This is a genomic window from Microbacterium sp. NPDC096154, assembly GCF_040302945.1.
In the GTDB taxonomy this organism is placed as follows: Bacteria; Actinomycetota; Actinomycetes; order Actinomycetales; family Microbacteriaceae; genus Microbacterium.
The window spans coordinates 194,593-212,266 of the sequence record NZ_JBEOSM010000006.1 but is presented as its reverse complement, the minus strand read 5'-3'; the positions used below and the strand labels follow the sequence as shown (position 1 = coordinate 212,266).

Annotated in this window: 17 protein-coding genes; 12 read left to right on the top strand and 5 right to left on the bottom strand. The window is 71.7% G+C overall.

The window, feature by feature from the left end; genetic code table 11:
* Positions 1-114: 114 nt before the first annotated feature.
* Positions 115-756, top strand: a complete 642-nt coding sequence (locus tag ABTW64_RS10515; RefSeq protein ID WP_350622104.1) for a UdgX family uracil-DNA binding protein — start codon at positions 115-117, stop codon at positions 754-756.
* A 346-nt stretch (positions 757-1,102) separates the two neighbouring features.
* Here the strand turns inward: ABTW64_RS10515 and ABTW64_RS10510 are convergent, their stop codons facing one another.
* Complete coding sequence (locus ABTW64_RS10510; RefSeq protein WP_350622102.1) at positions 1,103-1,510, bottom strand: VOC family protein; 408 nt, start codon at positions 1,508-1,510, stop codon at positions 1,103-1,105.
* A 77-nt stretch (positions 1,511-1,587) separates the two neighbouring features.
* Positions 1,588-1,818, bottom strand: a complete 231-nt coding sequence (locus ABTW64_RS10505; RefSeq protein WP_350622100.1) for a hypothetical protein — start codon at positions 1,816-1,818, stop codon at positions 1,588-1,590.
* Between the two features lie 230 nt (positions 1,819-2,048).
* Between ABTW64_RS10505 and ABTW64_RS10500 the strand changes: the two genes are divergently transcribed.
* Together ABTW64_RS10500 and ABTW64_RS10495 are read left to right on the top strand one after the other, a co-directional pair.
* A complete protein-coding gene (locus ABTW64_RS10500) occupies positions 2,049-4,406 on the top strand; it encodes a HelD family protein (protein WP_350622098.1) in 2,358 nt (785 codons plus the stop codon).
* A 124-nt stretch (positions 4,407-4,530) separates the two neighbouring features.
* Positions 4,531-5,589 carry a hypothetical protein gene (locus ABTW64_RS10495; RefSeq protein ID WP_350622096.1) on the top strand — a complete coding sequence of 353 codons (1,059 nt, stop codon included), beginning with the start codon at positions 4,531-4,533 and terminating at the stop codon, positions 5,587-5,589.
* A gap of 80 nt (positions 5,590-5,669) precedes the next feature.
* On the opposite strand, the gene ABTW64_RS10490 is transcribed toward ABTW64_RS10495, so the two are convergent.
* Entirely contained in the window at positions 5,670-7,334 is a 1,665-nt protein-coding gene (locus ABTW64_RS10490; protein ID WP_350622094.1) for a catalase, read from the bottom strand.
* A gap of 238 nt (positions 7,335-7,572) precedes the next feature.
* Between ABTW64_RS10490 and ABTW64_RS10485 the strand changes: the two genes are divergently transcribed.
* Positions 7,573-7,920 (top strand): hypothetical protein, encoded by a 348-nt coding sequence (locus ABTW64_RS10485; protein ID WP_350622092.1) that lies wholly within the window; start codon positions 7,573-7,575, stop codon positions 7,918-7,920.
* A gap of 13 nt (positions 7,921-7,933) precedes the next feature.
* Here the strand turns inward: ABTW64_RS10485 and ABTW64_RS10480 are convergent, their stop codons facing one another.
* Both ABTW64_RS10480 and ABTW64_RS10475 read right to left on the bottom strand, forming a co-directional pair.
* Positions 7,934-8,875, bottom strand: coding sequence for an alpha/beta hydrolase (locus tag ABTW64_RS10480; RefSeq protein ID WP_350622090.1), 942 nt, complete (start codon positions 8,873-8,875; stop codon positions 7,934-7,936).
* A 54-nt stretch (positions 8,876-8,929) separates the two neighbouring features.
* Positions 8,930-10,111 carry a glycoside hydrolase family 26 protein gene (locus tag ABTW64_RS10475; protein ID WP_350622088.1) on the bottom strand — a complete coding sequence of 394 codons (1,182 nt, stop codon included), beginning with the start codon at positions 10,109-10,111 and terminating at the stop codon, positions 8,930-8,932.
* Between the two features lie 167 nt (positions 10,112-10,278).
* Here ABTW64_RS10475 and ABTW64_RS10470 point away from each other — a divergent pair, with 167 nt between their 5' ends.
* From ABTW64_RS10470 to ABTW64_RS10435, 8 genes are all read left to right on the top strand, one after another.
* A complete protein-coding gene (locus ABTW64_RS10470; protein WP_350622086.1) occupies positions 10,279-10,440 on the top strand; it encodes a hypothetical protein in 162 nt (53 codons plus the stop codon).
* On the top strand, positions 10,437-11,603 hold the full coding sequence (locus ABTW64_RS10465; protein WP_350622084.1) for a PP2C family protein-serine/threonine phosphatase: 1,167 nt from the start codon (positions 10,437-10,439) through the stop codon (positions 11,601-11,603). The genes ABTW64_RS10470 and ABTW64_RS10465 overlap by 4 nt, the downstream gene beginning before the upstream one ends.
* A gap of 32 nt (positions 11,604-11,635) precedes the next feature.
* Positions 11,636-13,663, top strand: coding sequence for a glycosyltransferase (locus tag ABTW64_RS10460; RefSeq protein ID WP_502892325.1), 2,028 nt, complete (start codon positions 11,636-11,638; stop codon positions 13,661-13,663).
* The gene (locus tag ABTW64_RS10455; RefSeq protein ID WP_350622080.1) at positions 13,663-13,995 is read left to right on the top strand and encodes an STAS domain-containing protein; all 333 of its coding nucleotides are present in this window, start codon (positions 13,663-13,665) and stop codon (positions 13,993-13,995) included. Before ABTW64_RS10460 ends, ABTW64_RS10455 begins: the two co-directional genes overlap by 1 nt.
* The gene (locus ABTW64_RS10450) at positions 13,985-14,401 is read left to right on the top strand and encodes an ATP-binding protein (protein ID WP_350622078.1); all 417 of its coding nucleotides are present in this window, start codon (positions 13,985-13,987) and stop codon (positions 14,399-14,401) included. The genes ABTW64_RS10455 and ABTW64_RS10450 overlap by 11 nt, the downstream gene beginning before the upstream one ends.
* A 269-nt stretch (positions 14,402-14,670) precedes the next feature.
* Positions 14,671-14,982 (top strand): hypothetical protein, encoded by a 312-nt coding sequence (locus ABTW64_RS10445; protein ID WP_350622076.1) that lies wholly within the window; start codon positions 14,671-14,673, stop codon positions 14,980-14,982.
* Between the two features lie 152 nt (positions 14,983-15,134).
* A complete protein-coding gene (locus ABTW64_RS10440; RefSeq protein WP_350622130.1) occupies positions 15,135-16,262 on the top strand; it encodes a fatty acid desaturase family protein in 1,128 nt (375 codons plus the stop codon).
* Positions 16,263-16,417: 155 nt separating this feature from the next.
* A complete protein-coding gene (locus ABTW64_RS10435) occupies positions 16,418-17,674 on the top strand; it encodes an MFS transporter (RefSeq protein WP_350622128.1) in 1,257 nt (418 codons plus the stop codon).

Here is a 17,674-nt window from a genome sequence, read left to right as displayed (position 1 = left end):
TGTCAGCCCGACCGAATGCAGAGGGTCTTGCCGTGAGGCGGGGCCCTCTGTCGTTTCTGCCGAGACGAAGTCAAGCCACTCGCGCGCCGGGATCGCGCGCGACACGATGGCCCCATGGCGGAGGACGGGGAGCGGCCGGGCGCCGAGCACTGGGTGCCCGAAGGCGCCGCGTTGGACGAGCTGCGCGGTGCCGCCGAGGAGTGCCGCGGGTGTGAGCTGTGGCGGGATGCCACGCAGGTCGTGTTCTCGCGGGGCGCGGGCGACGCGCGGATGATGCTCGTCGGAGAGCAGCCGGGCGACCGGGAGGATCTCGAGGGCGAGCCGTTCGTCGGGCCAGCGGGGCATGTTCTCGATGAGGCCCTCGCGGCCGCCGGCGTCGACGGGGAGCAGGTCTACCGCACGAATGCCGTCAAGCACTTCCGCTTCGAACGCCGCGGCAAGCGACGCATCCACGAGAAGCCCGCGGTCGGTCATGTGACCGCGTGCCGGCCTTGGCTCGAAGCCGAGATCGCGCTCGTGCGGCCCAGCGTGATCGTTGCGCTGGGCGCGACGGCCGCGCGCTCTGTCCTGGGAACGGCCGTCAAGATCGGCGAGGTGCGCGGCATGGTGCTCGAGTCGGCTGATCCATCCGCCACACCGACGGTCGTCACGTCGCATCCGTCGAGCATCCTGCGGCTGCGCGACCACGGCGACCGACAGAGGGCGACCGACGGACTCGTTGCCGACCTGCGCCGCGCCGCCGAGCTCATCGGCTGAGCCTGCGGCCCGAATACACACGCACATTGGTGTGTACTCGCCCCAGCCCCCAGCCCCCAGCCCCCAGCCCCCAGCCCCGAGCCCCGAGCCCCGAGCCCCGAGCCCCGAGCCCGAGCCCCGAGCCCGGAGCCCGGAGCCCGGAGCACGCCCGCCGGGGCCGAGGGTCCGGGGGCAGTGGCCCGAGTGCACACGCACATTGGTGTGTACTCGCGCGGAGCCCGGGGCACGCCCGCGGGGCCGAGGATCCGGGGGCTGTGGCCCGAGTACACACGCACATTGGTGTGCACTCGGCGGGGCGGGGCGGGGCGGGGCACGCCCGCCGGGGTCGGGGCACGCCGGGGGCGGTTCAGCCCGCGGACTCGCGCGGCGGGTTGTGCATGAACTCGATGCGGATGCCGTCGGCGTTCTCGACGAAGGAGGCGTAGTAGCGGTCGGTGAACCGCGGGTACTCCTTGGGGTCGCGCACCACAGTCCACCCCGCCTGGAGGGCGGTGTCGTGGAAGCGATCCACCTCGGCGCGCGAGTCGACCGCGAACGCCAGGTGCTGCCAGCCGACACGACCGTGCACGTGCGGGCCGGTGCCCTCCTCGCGCGGCGGCATCAGGATGAGCTCGGTCTCGCCGTCCTTCCACCACGAGACGGATCCGTCGCCATCGGTCCGCTCGAAGCCGAGCGCCTGCATGATCGGGTCGAACTGCGCGATACCGCGGGGGACATCGTCGACGGTGATTCCGAGGTGATCGAAGACGGGCATGACCGTCATCCTACGAGGGCCACGCGGCACGGCGAGGCCCGCCCGGGCCGCCCCGGCCGGGCCTCGACGGTCGGGCGTCAGCCGGCGTCGCGGCTGAGGCGCTGCATGAGCAGCTGCTTGCCCTGCTCGCCCGCCTTGATGCTGTTGTGCTGCACCTTGCGGAACCACTCGGCCAGCTCCGTGTCGCCCTCACGCTCGGCATCCTGGATGTATTGCTCCATCTGCCAGGCGTTCTTGAGCGACGCCTCCAGCAGCGCGATCAGGTTGTAGTTCACGTCGCGGACCGGGCTGTCGGGCTGGTTCGCCATGACCATCACTCCTTCTGTCTGCGGTCGATTTCGGACCACGCTAGGCGCGGCGATCGACGCGACGAAGGGGGTTGCGCATCCGAAGCCGGACGCTCTCAGAATCGATGCGCAGGGTGCCGGAGAACGACGAGATCCTCCCGCATCTCCAGGATACGCGGGGACACCCCTCTTGCCGCAAGGCCCCGGTCGCGGGGCAGAATGGCGCGTTCACCCCGCCCGTAGGAGCCTCCTTGCCGCACCCCATTCCGTTCTCGCTCGACGCCCATCCCGCCAAGGCCGACCCGGCCCTGATCACCGACGACGTCGCGCAGTTCGCGCGCATCGGCTGGAGCCTCGAGCGTCAGATCGCCGCACTCGAGGCACGGCTCGACGCCCAGCGCCGCGCGCCCGCCGGGCACGGGCAGGCCGCCCTCGACCGCGACCTCGAGATCCATCGCCTCACGGCCCGGCTGCGGGTGCTGCGGCGCTTCGGGCTCGACCTGTGCCTGGGCCGCATCGTGAGCGCACACGGCGTGCTGTACATCGGACGTGTCGCTCTCACCGACGAGGACGGCGAGCAGCTGCTGGTCGACTGGCGGGCACCCGCCGCCGAGCCGTTCTTCGGCGCGACGCACGCCGATCCCATGGGGCTCGTCACACGCCGACGCTACCGATGGAGCGGTGGACGCATCGTCGACTACTGGGACGAGGCGTTCACGCGCGAGGCGCTGTCGGCGACCGCGGCGCTCGACGACCACTCGGCGTTCCTCGCGAGCCTGGGCACCACCCGGTCGCCGCGCATGCGCGACGTGCTCGGCACGATCCAGTCCGATCAGGATGCGATCATCCGCGCCGGATCCCACGGCACGCTCGTCGTCGACGGCGGACCCGGCACCGGCAAGACGGTCGTGGCGCTGCACCGTGCCGCGTACCTGCTGTACGCCGATCCGCGCCTGCGGGACGGCCGCGGCGGCGTGCTGTTCGTCGGCCCGTCGCGCGCCTACACCGACTACGTGGCCGATGTGCTGCCGGGGCTGGGCGAGGAGGGGGTGCGGATGGCGACCCTCGCCGACCTCGTGCCGGAGGGCGTCGCGGCCGGTGAGGAGAGCGACCCCCGGGTCGCTCGGCTGAAGGCCTCGCCCGCCCTGTCGGATGCCGTCGATGCGGCCGTGCGCCTGCGCGAACGCCCGCCGGCGCAGGGGATGGTCGGAGAGACGGCATGGGGCGACCTGCGCGTATCCGCCGCCGACTGGGCCGAGGCGTTCGGCGCCATGGACCCCGCCGCCTCCCACAACGAAGCGCGCGAGCAGGCGTGGGACGCACTGCTCGGCATCCTCGCCGATCGCATGCGCACGGCGCCGACCGCCGATGACGGATGGGACGGCTCCGCGCCGGACGACCGATGGGGCGAAGGGGGATGGGGTGACGAGGGATGGGGCGACGCGGGCACGACGGCATGGGACGACGAGCGCCGCGCCGAGAGCGCTGCGTGGCCGGGGGACGGCGAGCGCGCGGGAGGCGTGGACGCTGACGAGCAGTTCGACGCCTACGGGCTGATCAAGGACGACGGCGACGACGCGGTCCATCGCGCGCTCGGGGACAGCGAGAGTCTGCGAGCGACGTTCGACACGGCCTGGCCGCTGCTGGACCCGGTCGCTCTCGTGCGCGCCCTGTGGAGCGACCCGGTGCTGCGACAGCGGTGCGCGCCCTGGCTCGCGCAGGACGAACTCGCGCTGCTGCAGCGGCCCGCGGACGCGCCCTGGACGCTCTCGGACCTGCCGTTGCTCGACGCGGCGCGGATGCGTGTGGGGGACCCGGAGGCGTCGGTCCGGCGGCGGCGGGCCGAGGCCGAGGCGGCCGCCGAGCGCGCCCGGATGAACGACGTGGTCGCCGACCTGATGGCGGCGGATGACTCCGACATGCGCGTCATGTCGATGCTCCGCGGACAGGACCTGCGCCGCACGCTCGCGACTCCCGCCGTGCGCACACCGCGGAGCGATGATCTGGCGGGGCCGTTCGCGCACATCGTCGTGGACGAGGCGCAGGAGCTGACCGCCGCCGACTGGCAGATGCTCCTGCGGCGCAATCCCTCGCGCAGCTTCACGGTGGTGGGGGATCGAGCGCAGGCGCGGCACGGGTTCGCCGAGGCCTGGGAGGAGCGGCTCACGGCAGCGGGCCTGCGCGATGTGACACTGACGCGGCTCACCGTGAACTATCGCACGCCCGAGGAGGTCATGGCGGAGGCCGAGCCGGTGATCCGGGCCGTGCTTCCGGACGCCAACGTGCCGGTCTCCATCCGGAGGACCGGCATCCCGGTGCGCCATGGGCACGCGCGCGAGCGCGACGACATTCTCGGGGCCTGGCTCGCCGCGAACGCGGAGGGCGTCGCATGCGTGATCGGCGACGAGGGGTTCGCCCCCCGGGGGTCCGGGGGGTCCGGCCGCATCACGGGGCTCTCGCCCGTCGCGGCGAAGGGCTTGGAATTCGATCTGGTGGTGCTCGTGGACCCGCATCGCTTCGGCGGCGGGATGGCGATCGAAGGCGCCGTCGACCGCTACGTGGCGATGACACGTGCGACCCGTGAGCTCGTCGTCCTGACCAGCGGCTGACGGGTGAGGCCGGCGAGCGCCCATAGCGTGCGGGGCGCGCAAGCGCAATGCCCTGTGGTGCGGCTCCGGATGCTCGTTCACTGGAACGCGAACACCTCCGGGTGACCTCGAAAGGAGCACAGCCATGAGCACTCCCACGAACTCATCGGATCCGCGGCGGGACGACGGCGACGCGGGCGAGCGCGCCCCTGACGTCATCCGTGACGACGCCGGACACACCTACATCAGGGAGGACCGGATCGCCGACCGCGGCGCCGGGACCGGCGGTGCGGGTGCCGTCACCGGCGCGGCCGCTGGCGGCGGGGCGACGGGGACGGGAGACCGTCGGCCGCCCGAGCACAACCAGTACACCTACGGCGATGGGGATGCCGGTCGCGGCAGCGACGAACCGACGCGCGCATACGACGTGCGCGACGCGGACGACCGCACCACGCGAGACAGCAGACACGACGACCGCCCTGACGACGATCGCCGTCGCGGGGATGCCGACGACAGCCACCGGGATTGGGACCGGGACCGGGACAGGGACCGGGACCGGGATCGGGATCGCGATGGCGACGACGACCGTCGCCACGGCGCCGCGGGGGCAGCCGGCATCGTCCCGGGCGCCGAGCGTTCGGTGCGCGAGCAGGTCGTGGCGCGCGAGAAGGAGGAGTACGGCGGCATGAAGTTCGGCTCGGCCTTCTTCGGCTGGCTGTGCGCCATGGGCATGACCGTGCTGCTCACCGCGCTCGTCGCGGGGGCGGGCGCCGCGGTCGGCCTCGGCGCGCAGGTCGACCCCGACCAGGCCGCCGATCAGGCGACGCAGAACGCGGACACGATCGGCATCGTCGGCGCGATCGCCGTGCTCGTCATCCTGTTCATCGCGTACTACTGCGGTGGCTATGTCGCCGGCCGGATGGCCCGGTTCAGCGGACTCAAGCAGGGCGTCGCCGTGTGGCTGTGGGCCATCATCGTCGCCATCGTGGTCGCGATCATCACGGCCATCGCGGGCGCGCAGTGGAACATCCTCGCGAACGTCAACACGTTCCCGCGTCTGCCCTTCAACGAGGGCGAGCTCACGACCGCGGGCATCATCACTGCGGTGGGCGCCCTGCTGGTCAGCCTGGGCGGCGCCATCCTGGGCGGTCTCGCCGGCATGCGCTACCACCGGAAGGTCGACAAGGTGGGCTTCGGCCGCTGACGTCGCCTCCCGGGCACCGCGTCACACGGATCGGGCCCCCTTCCCGGATGGGAAGGGGGCCCGATCTCTGCGAAGCGACGTCAGCGCTCGACGACCACGTGCTCGTTGGGAACGACGTGCGTCATCTTCAGCCCCGTGACGTCGCGCGGGCCGTTGCTGCCCAGGTTCGCCAGGCGCTGCATCTCCTCGTCGTTCAGCGTCTGGCTCTGCAGCGGCGGCAGGTCCTTGACGTCGTCGACGCCGATGCCGAGCCCCTCGCCCACGCGAAGGCCCAGCTCGTCGTCGACCATCAGGAAGTGCCACACCATGCGCTCCTGCACGGGGCGTGCGGCCTGCCCGATGAGCTCGACGAAGTTGGCGACCAGGTCGTCCTTCTCCCACTGCTCCATCAGCTGGTAGCGCTGGCCCGCCTGCAGGTAGTCGTTCGTGCGCGGGATGCGCTTGCGCGTCAGACGCCCCGTGATCTCGGGGCCCTGCTCGTCGTGCGTCGGGTACTGCGCCTCGCGCAGTCCACCGGTGATCGACGGCTCGTAGTTGACGTGCGGGTTCTGGCCCTCGCCGAGGTCGACGCCGTACGACATCTGGCCGCCGCGCTGGTTGGTGGCCACGCGCGCGTTCTTCGGCGCGTTCACCGGCAGCTGCAGGTAGTTCGGACCGACGCGGTAGCGCTGCGTGTCGGAGTACGAGAAGGTGCGACCCACCAGCATCTTGTCGTCGGAGAAGTCGAGCCCGTCGATCAGCACGCCCGTGCCGAAGGAGATCTGCTCGTTCTCGTTGTGGTGATCCGACACGTTGCGGGTCAGGGTCATGGTGCCGACCAGCTTGGGCTCGAACTCGTTCTCAGGCCACACCTTGGTGTCGTCGAGCGGGTCCCAGTCGAGCTCGGGGTGCTCGTCGTCGCTCATCAGCTGCACGTACAGGTCCCACTGGGGGTAGTCGCCGCGCTCGATGTGCTCGTACAGGTCCTTCGATGCATGGCCGAGGTCGGTCGCCTGGATGTTGGCGGCGTCCTTCTCGGTCAGGCTCTTGACGCCCGCGCGCGGGATCCAGTGATACTTCACCAGGTGCGTCTCGCCCTCGGCGTTGACCCACTTGTAGGTGTTGACGCCGAAGCCCTGCATCGTGCGGTAGTTGGCCGGGATGCCCCGCGGGCTGAACAGGTTGACCAGCATGTGCATCGCCTCGGGCGTCTGCGACATGAAGTCGAAGATGCGCGCCGGCTCCTGTCGGAACGTGATGGGGTCGGGCTTGAGCGCGTGGATGACATCCGGGAACTTGATGGCGTCGCGGATGAAGAACACGGCGAGGTTGTTGCCCACCAGGTCCCAGTTGCCCTCTTCGGTGTAGAACTTCACGGCGAAGCCGCGCGGGTCACGCGCCGCCTCCGACGAGTCGCGGCCGCCGATCACGGTCGAGAAGCGGATGGCCAGGTCGGTCTTCTTGCCCGGCTCGGCGAACACGCACGCGCGCGTGTACTTCGAGATCGGCTCGTCGCCCCACATGCCGGTGGCCTCGAAGTGGCCGAACGCGACGGCGCCGCGCGCATGGACGACGCGCTCGGGGATGCGCTCGCGGTCGAAGTGGCTGATCTTCTCGAGGAACTGGTAGTTCTCGAGCGTCGCCGGCCCGCGCGCGCCGACCGTGCGCTGATTCTGGTTGTCGTAGACGGGATGTCCCTGTCGATTGGTGAGGACCGGTCGGTCCTCTTCGCTCGGAGCGGGTCCCTGGGAGGAGACGTCAGTCATCTCAGCCCCTTTCGTGGAGTCGTTCGGGGGAGTTCGCTTGCAGGCTAGGCCGGATATCGCCGCGCGTCGAGGGAGGCGGCGAGGCTGGTCGCGGGCCGGGAACCCGGGATAGGCTTCGGCTCCTCGGCGCCCGGCACCGGGAGCAGGATGGGACGCGCTCGCAGCTCCGTCAAGGGCCGTGCGCGACGCCGCGCACCGGCGTACAACGGGACATCCCGACGACGGAGGAGGAGTCCGGATGACCGTGAAGCTGAACGAGGCCGCCCTGCGGCACGCCAAGGACCTGGTGCGCGACGGCAAGGTCGTGCGCGACGAACGCGACGACTGGAGCGAGCACGCGCTGCCGGCCAAGAAGGAGACGGCCTGGCGTGAGAAGCACGGCTGGGAGGAGTATGCCGACTGGCACCTCGGCATCGACACGGAGGCGAACGAGGAGACCAAGGCGCGGTACGAGTTCCCCTTCGGCGACTACGACAAGGTGCACCGGTGCGCCGTGATCTCTCTGGAGTCGCGCGCCGCCCAGTACGACCACGACGAGATCGCCAAGGCCGCCAAGGAGCTGCTCGAGCTGATCGACACCGAGTAGCGCGGGTGCCCGATCAGGCGAGGGCGTCGGCCAGCCAGGCGCGGCCGCGCGCCACGAACTCCCGCACGACGGCCGCCTCCGCGCCGAGCGTCTCGAACCCGTGCGGCGCGCCCGGCACCACGTCGAGCGTGACCGCCACGCCGGCCTCGTTCAGACGCTCGGCGTAGGCGACGTCCTCGTCGTGGAACAGATCGATGTCCCCGACGCCGATCCAGGTGGGCGGCAGACCGGCCAGGTGCGTGCGTCGCGCGGGGGCAGCCGCGGCGGGCACGGCGTCGTCGCCCGGCCGGGCCGTTCCGAGCAGCAGCGCGGTCCAGCCGAAGCGGTTGGCGGCGTTGTTCCACACGAAGTGGTCGACCGCGTCGAGGTCGATGCGCGCCGCGGTGCGGTCATCCAGCATGGGATAGAGCAGCCACTGTGCGGCCGGCTCCACGAGGCGTGAGGCCCCCTTCGCGGCGGCGTCCCGCAGGGCGTTCACGGCCGACGCCGCCAGGCCCCCGCCCGCGCTCGCGCCGGCGACCGCCACGCGCGTCGGGTCGACGCCCAGGGGAGCGGCGTGCGCCTGGAGCCACGTCCAGACGGCCAGGCAGTCCTGCTGGGGGAGGGGGAACGGGTGCTCGGGAGCCATCCTGTAGTCGACGGAGGCCACCACGACGCCCAGCTCCGCGGCGGTCTCGGCGCAGAGGCGGTCGTCCTGACGTGGCCCCCCGATCACCATGCCGCCGCCGTGCACCCACACCATCGCCGCGCCCGACGGGCGGTCCGGCGTGTACAGGCGCAGGCGCGCGGCGCCGTCGACCACATCGCGGATGGCAACGCCCGGCACCTTCGCGGCCGGGAGCAGGCGGCGTGTGGCCAAGCGCGCGACGCGACGCGAGATCGTGCTCTGCACGTTCATGCGCGGCGCTCGGCGCGCCATCCGCCGGAGTTCGGGATGCACCCGGTCGAGGTCCATGGCCTCAGCCTGGCACGGAGCGCCGCATCGACCCGCCGACGCGCGGCGGCGGGCTCAGTCGGCGCAGCCGACAGGGCCGAAGCGCAGGTCGTGCGGCAGATCCGCCAGGAACTGCTCCCGCGTCGTGGGGGCGGCGAGCACCGACCAATGCACGATCTCGTCGACCTCGGGCTCGTGCTTGACCCACTCGAACCAGTTGACCATCCGGAGCATCGGGAACCGGTCGGCCGTCTCGGCCGACAGCACCTGCCGCCACCACGCGCGCTGGATCGCCCGTTCGCCGTCCGGGTCGCCCCGCTCGATCACCAGCGCCGCCGTCTCGGGGATCGCCACGGGCTTCGCGCGGCGCTCGCCGTATTCGGCGTAGAAGTCGGGCACCGCCGTCTCGTCGCCATCGAGGCCGCGGTACGCGCCGGTCAGCTGCGCCGCGAACTTGCCGTCCTCGGGCATCTCGTTCTCGCCCCACGGATGCGCCGAGCCCCAGTGGTACAGCGACATCCCGACCCAGTCGACGTACTCGTCGCCCGGGTAGTAGGGCGCGTACGGGTCGTCGGCCCCGGTGACGGAGCCGTCGGCGTCGAGGTCGAGCGCCTCCGCGTCGGGCGTGCCGGCCCGCGCGGCGTAGGCGCCGCCCGCGAACGGGTAGCCGCCGCCGTAGTTCGGCGCCCACATCATCGCGGCTCCGGGCACCTCGCCATGCACGGCCTCGGCCACCCGCCGGTAGGTCTCGACATACAGCGCCGGCTGCTGACCCCACGCGTACCACGACCCGTTCATCTCGTGCGCGAACCGCACCACCACCGGCACGCCGAGCGCGGTGATCTGCTTCAGCGCCGCGACGATGTCGGCGATCACCTCGTCGGTGACGGCCCGCAGCCCCTCCTGGGGCTCGAGCGTGAGCAGATGCGCGGAGCCGCTGCCCGCGGCCTGGTGGGCGGCCTCGATCACCCACTGCCTCTCCTGGTCGTTCCACGGCACGGGCGAGAACGAGACGACGTCGGCCGGCGCCTCTCCGAGCAGCTCGGCGTACTCGGCGACGGTCTGGGCGCCCCAGTCGAGGTTGACGCCGAAGCGGATGCCCGGGGTGGCGCCGAGTGCCGCGACGGCGCACGCGGCCTGATCGGCAGGATCGACCGCGGGCTCCTGCGGGGACGGCGCCGGCGCCGAGCATCCGGACACCAGCCCGGCGGCGATGGCGACGGATGCGAGCGAGGCGGCGGCTCGGCGGGCATGCATCCTGCCAGTGTGCCTGACCGCGAGACGGCGTCCGGCCAGGGGCGACCACCAGATGGGAATGACCGGTCCGGGGCCCACGCGGGCGTGAAGGAGGACAGCCTTGTGCGCCGAGCCCGACGAGCGCAAGCCCCGATCAGGGCATTCATGCCCCGGATAGGGTAGCCACCGTGAGCAGGCGGGATGGGGCGATGCGGGCGCCGGGCACGTCCGTCGACGGCGCAGCGAGCGACGGCGCAGCGAGCGACGGCGCAGCGATCGACGGCGCAGCGATGGACGGCGCAGTGGCCGGGCGCGCATCGGGGCCCGCGTCCGCCGGGGACATCGGGTGAGTCCCCTCGCGGCCCACGAGGCCGAGCGGCTCGCGGCCGCCGGCGGCGACCGCTTCGACCGGATCATCCGGCTCGCGCAGGCGTTCTTCCGGGTGCCCATCGCGGCCCTGAACCTCGTGGGGCAGACCGAGCAGTTCACGGTCGCCGCGGTCGGCGCCCCACGGGGTCCGCACCCGCTCGCGCAGTCGATCTGCCGCCATACCGTGCTGCAGGATGGCGTGCTCGAGGTGCGCGACCTGCGCGAAGACCAGCGCTTCGCCGACAACCCCATCGTCGCGGGTCCTCCGCGCGTGCGGTTCTATGCGGGAGTGCCGCTGCGCTCGACCTCGGGACAGCGGGTGGGGTCGCTCTGCATCCTCGACCTCGTGCCCCGTCAGCTGAGCCCTGCACAGCGCGACATGCTCGTCGACCTGGCGGGCGTGGTCGAGCGCGAGATCGCGGTCGAGGCCGAGATGCTGCGTGCGGGCGATGTGCAGGCGATGCTGCTGCCCGGCGAAGCCCCACGGCTCGCGGGCGTGGAGATCGCCGGGCGCGTGCAGCAGGCGCGGGCCGCAGGCGGCGACTTCTTCGACTGGCAGGTCGTCGGCGCGCCGCCGACTCCCGACCGGCTGCAGTTCGTGCTCGCCGATGTCATGGGCAAGGGGCTGTCTGCCTCGCTGATCGCGGCCGAGATCCGCGCCGTGCTGCGCACCCACTCGCGCTACGTGCCCCTCGCGGAGGCCGTCTCGCGCACCGCCGCCTCGACCGCGGACGACCTCGAGGTCAACGGCCGGTTCGTGACCCTGTGGGCGGGGCGCCTGAACCCCGGCGACGGCACGCTGCGCTACGTCGACGCCGGCCACGGGCTCGCCGCCATCGTGTCGCCGCGCGGGATCCGGCGCCTGGTGCAGGAGAACGTGCCGCTCGGCGTGCCCGTCGCGCAGTCGTTCGCCGCCGACACGGTCCACCTCGCCATGGACGAGACGGCGATCGTGGTCAGCGACGGCATCTACGACGTGTTCCGCGACCTGGATGCGGGTCTCGAAGCCGTGCAGGCGCTCGGCGGCGACCCCGAGCTGCCGGCCGCCGAGATCGTGCGGCGGATCATCGACTTCGCGGCGGCCGAGGGCTCGTCCGACGACCTCACCGCGATCGCCGTGCGACGGAAGGAGACCTCCGGATGACCGACCCCGCCGCCCCGGGCACCGCGAAGCCGATGAGTCACACCCGGCTGCTGCTCATCCGGGTGGTCGCCGTGCTCAGCCTGCTCGCCGGCACCGCCTACGTGTTCTGGCGCTGGGGCTGGTCGCTCAACATGGCGTACTGGTGGATCGCGATCCCGCTCGTGCTCGCCGAGACGTATGCGCTCATCGACGGCTACCTGTTCGCGATCACCATCTGGAAGATGAAACGGCGGGGACCGGCTCCCGAGCCCCCGGTCGACGCGACGGTCGACGTCTTCATCACGACCTACAACGAGCCGATCGAGCTCGTGCTCGCGACCGCGCGCGCGGCCAAGCGCATCCGGCACCCGCACTCGACGTGGATCCTCGACGACGGCGCGCGACCCGAGATGAGGGCCGCCGCGGAGCAGCTCGGGGTGGGCTACATCACACGCACGGCCGAGTGGGCGGGCAAGGCCCGCCACGCCAAGGCCGGCAATCTCAACAACGCGCTGTTCCAGACGTCGGGCGAGTTCCTGCTGATCCTGGACGCGGACCAGATCCCCGAGCCGGAGATCCTGGATCGCACGCTCGGGTGGTTCCGCGACCCCGAGGTCGCGCTGGTGCAGACGCCGCAGTGGTTCAGCAACGTGACCGAGGCCGATCCGCTCGGCAGTCAGGCGCCGCTGTTCTACGGGCCCGTGCAGCAGGGCAAGGACGGCTGGAACGCCGCCTTCTTCTGCGGCTCCAACGCCATCCTCCGGCGCGAGGCGCTCATGCAGCTGGGCATCGTCGGCTATGTGCGCGAGACCGAGAAGGCCGTGCGGGCCGCGCTCGTCGCCTCGCGCCGCATCCTCGCCCGGGCGCAGCGCGACAAGGGCGCCAGCGCCGATCCGATCGCCGCGATGGCCACCGCCCGGCTGCACGACGCCGCGGTCGACGCGCTGCGGCGCATCGACGCGGGCGAGCCCGTGCAGCTGGTCAGCTGGGACTTCCAGGCGGCGGTCAAGGAGTCGAGCCGCTCGATGGTGGCCAGCGACCTCGCGCTCATCCACGCCGACCTCGCTGAGATGGGGCTGCTCGAAACCGGCGACGAGCAGTCGAACGCGCTCGGGCTCGCACTCGACGAGGACGCGCTCGATCGTCTGGCCGACCGGGACTGGTCGCCGTTGGGCGCGATCGGCCAGGTGTCGGAGCTGTTCCGCGCGATCGACGTCGACCGTGCCGACGAGGCGCTCCCGGTCATGCCGGTCCAGTCGATCTCGGTGACCGAGGACATGGAGACGTGCATGATGCTCCACTCGCTCGGCTGGAAGTCGGTGTACCACCACGAGATCCTCGCGAAGGGTCTCGCGCCCGAGGACCTGCGCACGATGCTCACCCAGCGCCTGCGCTGGGCGCAGGGCACGATGCAGGTGCTGCTGCAGCGCAACCCCCTCACGCTGAAGGGCCTCAGGTTCGGTCAGCGGATGAGCTACTTCGCGACCATGTGGAGCTATCTGACCGGCTTCGCCGCGCTCGCGTTCCTGACCGCGCCGATCCTGTACCTGACCATGGGCATCCTGCCGGTGCAGGCGTGGGGCACCACGTTCCTGTCGTACTTCGTGCCGTACTTCGTGCTCAACCAGCTGCTGTTCTTCCTCGTCGGCTACGGCGTGAAGACGTGGCGCGGGCAGCAGTACACGCTGGCGCTGTTCCCCGTCTGGGTCACGGCGACCGTGACGGCCGCGGCGAACGTGTGGTTCGGCCGGCCGCTCACGTTCGCGGTGACCGAGAAGCGGCGGCCGGCCCGCGCCGCGCGCTTCCCCTGGCGGCTGATCTGGCCGCAGCTGGCGTTCATGATCGCGCTCGTGCTGGCGGCCATCTGCGGCATCCTGCTGCTGCTGATCCCGGGCGCGGCCGACGTCACGCTCGGCGAGCCCGTGACCGCACTGGGGGTCGGGGTCAACGTCGCCTGGATCGCCTACGACCTGGTCGTAATGAGCGTCATCGTCCGCGCGGCGCTGTACCAGCCGCCCCAGCCCGAACCCGAGCCCGAGCCGGATGCCGGTGCTCTCGACCCCCGAAAGCAGGAGATCTGATGGAGTTCCAGGAGCAGAGCTATCGCGCGTACACCGTGCTCGCGCCCCAGGGAAAGCTGAACCTGGTGGCGGCGCCGCCGCTCAAGGCGCGGATCGACGAGCTGGTCGCGGCGGGACGGCCGAAGGTGGTCGTCGACCTGTCGAGCGTCGAGTTCATCGACTCGTCGGGGCTGGGCTCGCTGATCGGCGGTCTGAAGAGCGCACGCCAGGCGGGCGGTGACGTGCGCATCGCCGCAGCGGGGGAGCAGGTGCGGGCCGTGCTGAAGCTCACGAACCTCGATCGCATCCTGGCGCCGTACGACACGACCGAGGAGGCCGCGCGTGGCTGGTGAGGGCGGGTACGAGCTCGTCGGCTTCGCGGTGCCTGCCGAGCTCGACAGGGTGCACGCCCTCCTCGAGAGGGTGGGGCAGGATCACCCGCACATCGCCCCCATGGATCTGATGCTCTTCGAGACGGCGGTCGTGGAGATCGCCAACAACGTCGTCGAGCACGGTCGCCCCGAGGGCGAGGTGCGCTGGCGCTTCGTGGTGCGTGTGGGCGAGGACGCGATCGAGGCCGACCTGCTCGACACGGGGCAGGAGTTCGCCGCCGAGATGCACATCGGGATGCCCGACGAGGAGGCCGAAGGCGGCCGCGGCCTGGCGCTCGCCGAGGCCGTGCTCGACGAGTTCACGTGGGAGCGCACCGACCAGGGCAACTGCTGGCGCATGGTGCGACGGCTGGGGCAGGGCGGCTGACCAGGTCGCGGCCGCACCGCGCGCCAGCTGTGGGGTAGACTGAGGGGTCGCGTTTCGACGCCGGTCATTCCGACGCCCGCTTCTCACCGGGCTCCCGGCCGTCGAGGACGCCCTCTCGATCGCGAGCCGCGATCCACCCGCCGAGCGCAGATCGCTCGTGCGTGCACTGCTTCGCGATGTGCCGACGACGGCGCGTCGCACCGATGAATCGATGTCTGTTGTCTCTGTCTGCTGTTCCCCCTGCCCCTGTCCATACCGCCTATGCGGCCGTGAGCGCCCCTTCTGATCCCGCGGATGCCCGTCCGGACGTCGCCACCGGCGACGCGCCCCTGCTGTGGAAGCAGGCTGACGACGACGTGTTCGTCGCGACGCTGCACGACGAGTTCGCCGGTTTCATCTCGGTCTCCGACGGCGTCCACGTGCTGCATGGCGCGCACGCACAGCGCCTCGGCGTGTTCCGCAGCCAGCGCGAGGCCCGCGCGGCGCTGCTGCATGCCGTGCGTCCCGCCGCCGTCCGCGGGGGAGCACCGCGGGGTCGCTCCCGCGGGCGGCGCTCGCGGCGGCTGCGGCCACCCCGCTGAGCGGGGCGGCCCCTGTGGATCCGCTCCGTATGCCCCGGATCGTATGCGGGCGCCTGTAGCGTGAGGGCCAGCGATCGGCGACCGCCTTTGGCTCCGAGGTCCTCCTGCCCTGGGCAGCGGCGGCCGCACCGATCGACGACGGAGGCTCGTCCATCTCTTCCACCCTCTCCGCCGCGCTCACCAATGAGCAGCCCAGCCGCCTCGGCCCGATCCGGCAGACGTACGCCGGCACCGAGACGTTCCCGCCGCTGACGCGGGCCTACACCCAGGTATCGCAGGTCGTCCGGGAGACCGGGCTGCTGCGGCGGACAGAGTGGTTCTACCTCGTCGTCGGAATAGCGCTGGCGCTCGGCTTCGGAGGCGTGATCACGGGGTTCATCCTGCTCGGCGACAGCTGGTTCCAGCTGCTGATGGCCGGCGCGCTGGGCATCCTGTTCACCCAGGTCGCCTTCCTCGCCCACGAAGCCGCGCACCGACAGATCCTGGCCAGCGGGCCGGCGAACCTGCGGCTCGCGCGCATCCTGGCCGCCGGCGTCGTCGGCATCAGCCTGTCGTGGTGGGACGCGAAGCACACGCGCCACCACGGCAACCCCAACCGGGTGGGCAAGGACCCGGACATCGAGGTGGACACCGTGTCGTTCCTCGAGGAGGACGCCGCGAAGTCGCGGGGCCTGGTGCGCATGATCACGCGCCGGCAGGGATGGCTGTTCTTCCCGCTTCTCACGCTCGAGGGGCTCAACCTGCACGTGCTGGGGCTCAGGCACCTCCTCTCGCGCGGCCCGGTCAAGGGTCGATGGCTGGAACTCGCGCTCATCGCGCTGCGCTTCGCCGTCGTGCTCGTGCCTGTGTTCCTCCTGCTGCCGGCGGGCATGGCGTTCGCGTTCGTGGGCGTGCAGCTCGCCGTCTTCGGCGTGTACATGGGTGCCTCCTTCGCCCCGAACCACAAGGGGATGCCGATCATCGCCCACGACGCCAAGCTCGACTTCTTCTCGAAGCAGGTGCGCACGTCGCGCAATGTGTCGGGCGGCTGGTGGGCCACCGTGCTCATGGGCGGGCTGAACTACCAGGTCGAGCACCACCTGTTCCCGAACATGCCGCGTCCGCACCTCGCGAAGGCTCGCGAGATCGTGCGCGACTACTGCGCCACGCTCGACGTGCCCTACACCGAGACCACCCTGTGGCGCTCGTACGGGATCGTCATCGACTACCTCAACCGCGTGGGGCTCGCCGCGCGCGACCCGTTCGACTGCCCCGCCTCGGCGCAGTTCGGGCGGGCCTGAGGCGTCACCGGCGGAGGAGGGCCTCGGCCATCGGCAGGATCCCTGCCACGTCTGGCCGATGGGACGCGCCCGGTCGGAGGCGGGGGCGTCAGGATAGGGGAGTGACCTCACACCCGGCGACCCCGGGCCGCTCCCGCCGTCTGCATCCTGCGTGGATGGTCGCGATCGTGGCCTTCCTCGCGCTCGTGGGCGCGGCGGGCTTCCGCGCGGCGCCCAGCGTGTTCATGGTGCCCATCGAGACCGAGCTCGGCTTCAGCCGTACCGACCTGTCGATCGCGATCGGCATCAACATCGTGCTGTTCGGGCTGACCGCGCCGTTCGCCGCGGCCCTCATGGACCGCTTCGGCATCAAGCGGGTCACCGTCCTGGCGCTCGTGCTCGTGGCCACCGGTGCCGTGCTCGGCACGCTCGCCACATCGCCGTTCATCCTGTGGCTGACGTGGGGCTGCCTGATCGGCATCGGCACCGGCTCGATGGCGATGGTGTTCGCCGCGACCGTCACGCAGCGCTGGTTCGTGCGACACCGCGGTGCCGTGTCGGGCGTGCTCAGCGCCGGCAGCGCCACGGGGCAGCTGGTGTTCCTGCCCCCGACCGCCTGGCTGGCGACCGAGGTCGGCTGGCGCGAGGCCAGCATGGTGGTCGCCGCCGGCGCGTTGGTCGTCGTGCCCCTGGTGGCGTGGTTCCTGCACGACTCGCCGCAGCGCATCGGCGTGCTGCCCTACGGGGCGGATGCGGCCAACCCGCCCGCGCCGCCGCAGCGTTCGCGGGTCAACCCGGCGCTGCTCGCCGTGCAGGCGCTGCGGGACGCGGCCCGCCACCGCACCTTCTGGGCGCTCGCGGCGGGCTTCGCGGTCTGCGGGGCGTCGACCAACGGGCTGATCGGGGCGCACTTCATCCCCGCGGCGCACGACCATGGCATGACCGAGCCCGTCGCGGCCGGGCTGCTCGCCACCGTGGGCGTCTTCGACATCGTCGGCACCGTGCTCTCGGGCTGGCTCACCGACCGCGTGAACCCGCGCATCCTGCTCGGCGTCTACTACGCGGGTCGGGGAGTGAGCCTGCTGTTCCTGCCGTTCCTGCTCTCCAGCGACGTGCATCCGCCGATGTGGTTCTTCATCGTGTTCTACGGGCTCGACTGGGTCGCCACGGTGCCGCCGACCATCGCGCTGTGCCGGGAGGTGTTCGGCGACCGCGGTCCGCTGGTGTTCGGGTGGGTGTTCGCGAGCCACCAGCTCGGGGCGGGCGTGGCGACCGTGCTCGCGGGCATGGTGCGCGACGCGACCGGGCACTACACCGTCGCGTGGTTCGCGGCGGCGGGTCTGTGCATCGTCGCCGCAGTGGTCTCCGTCAGCATCCGTCGCGCGGCTGCCGCGCCGCCCGAACCCGAGCCGGTGGCCGAACGCGTGGGCTGA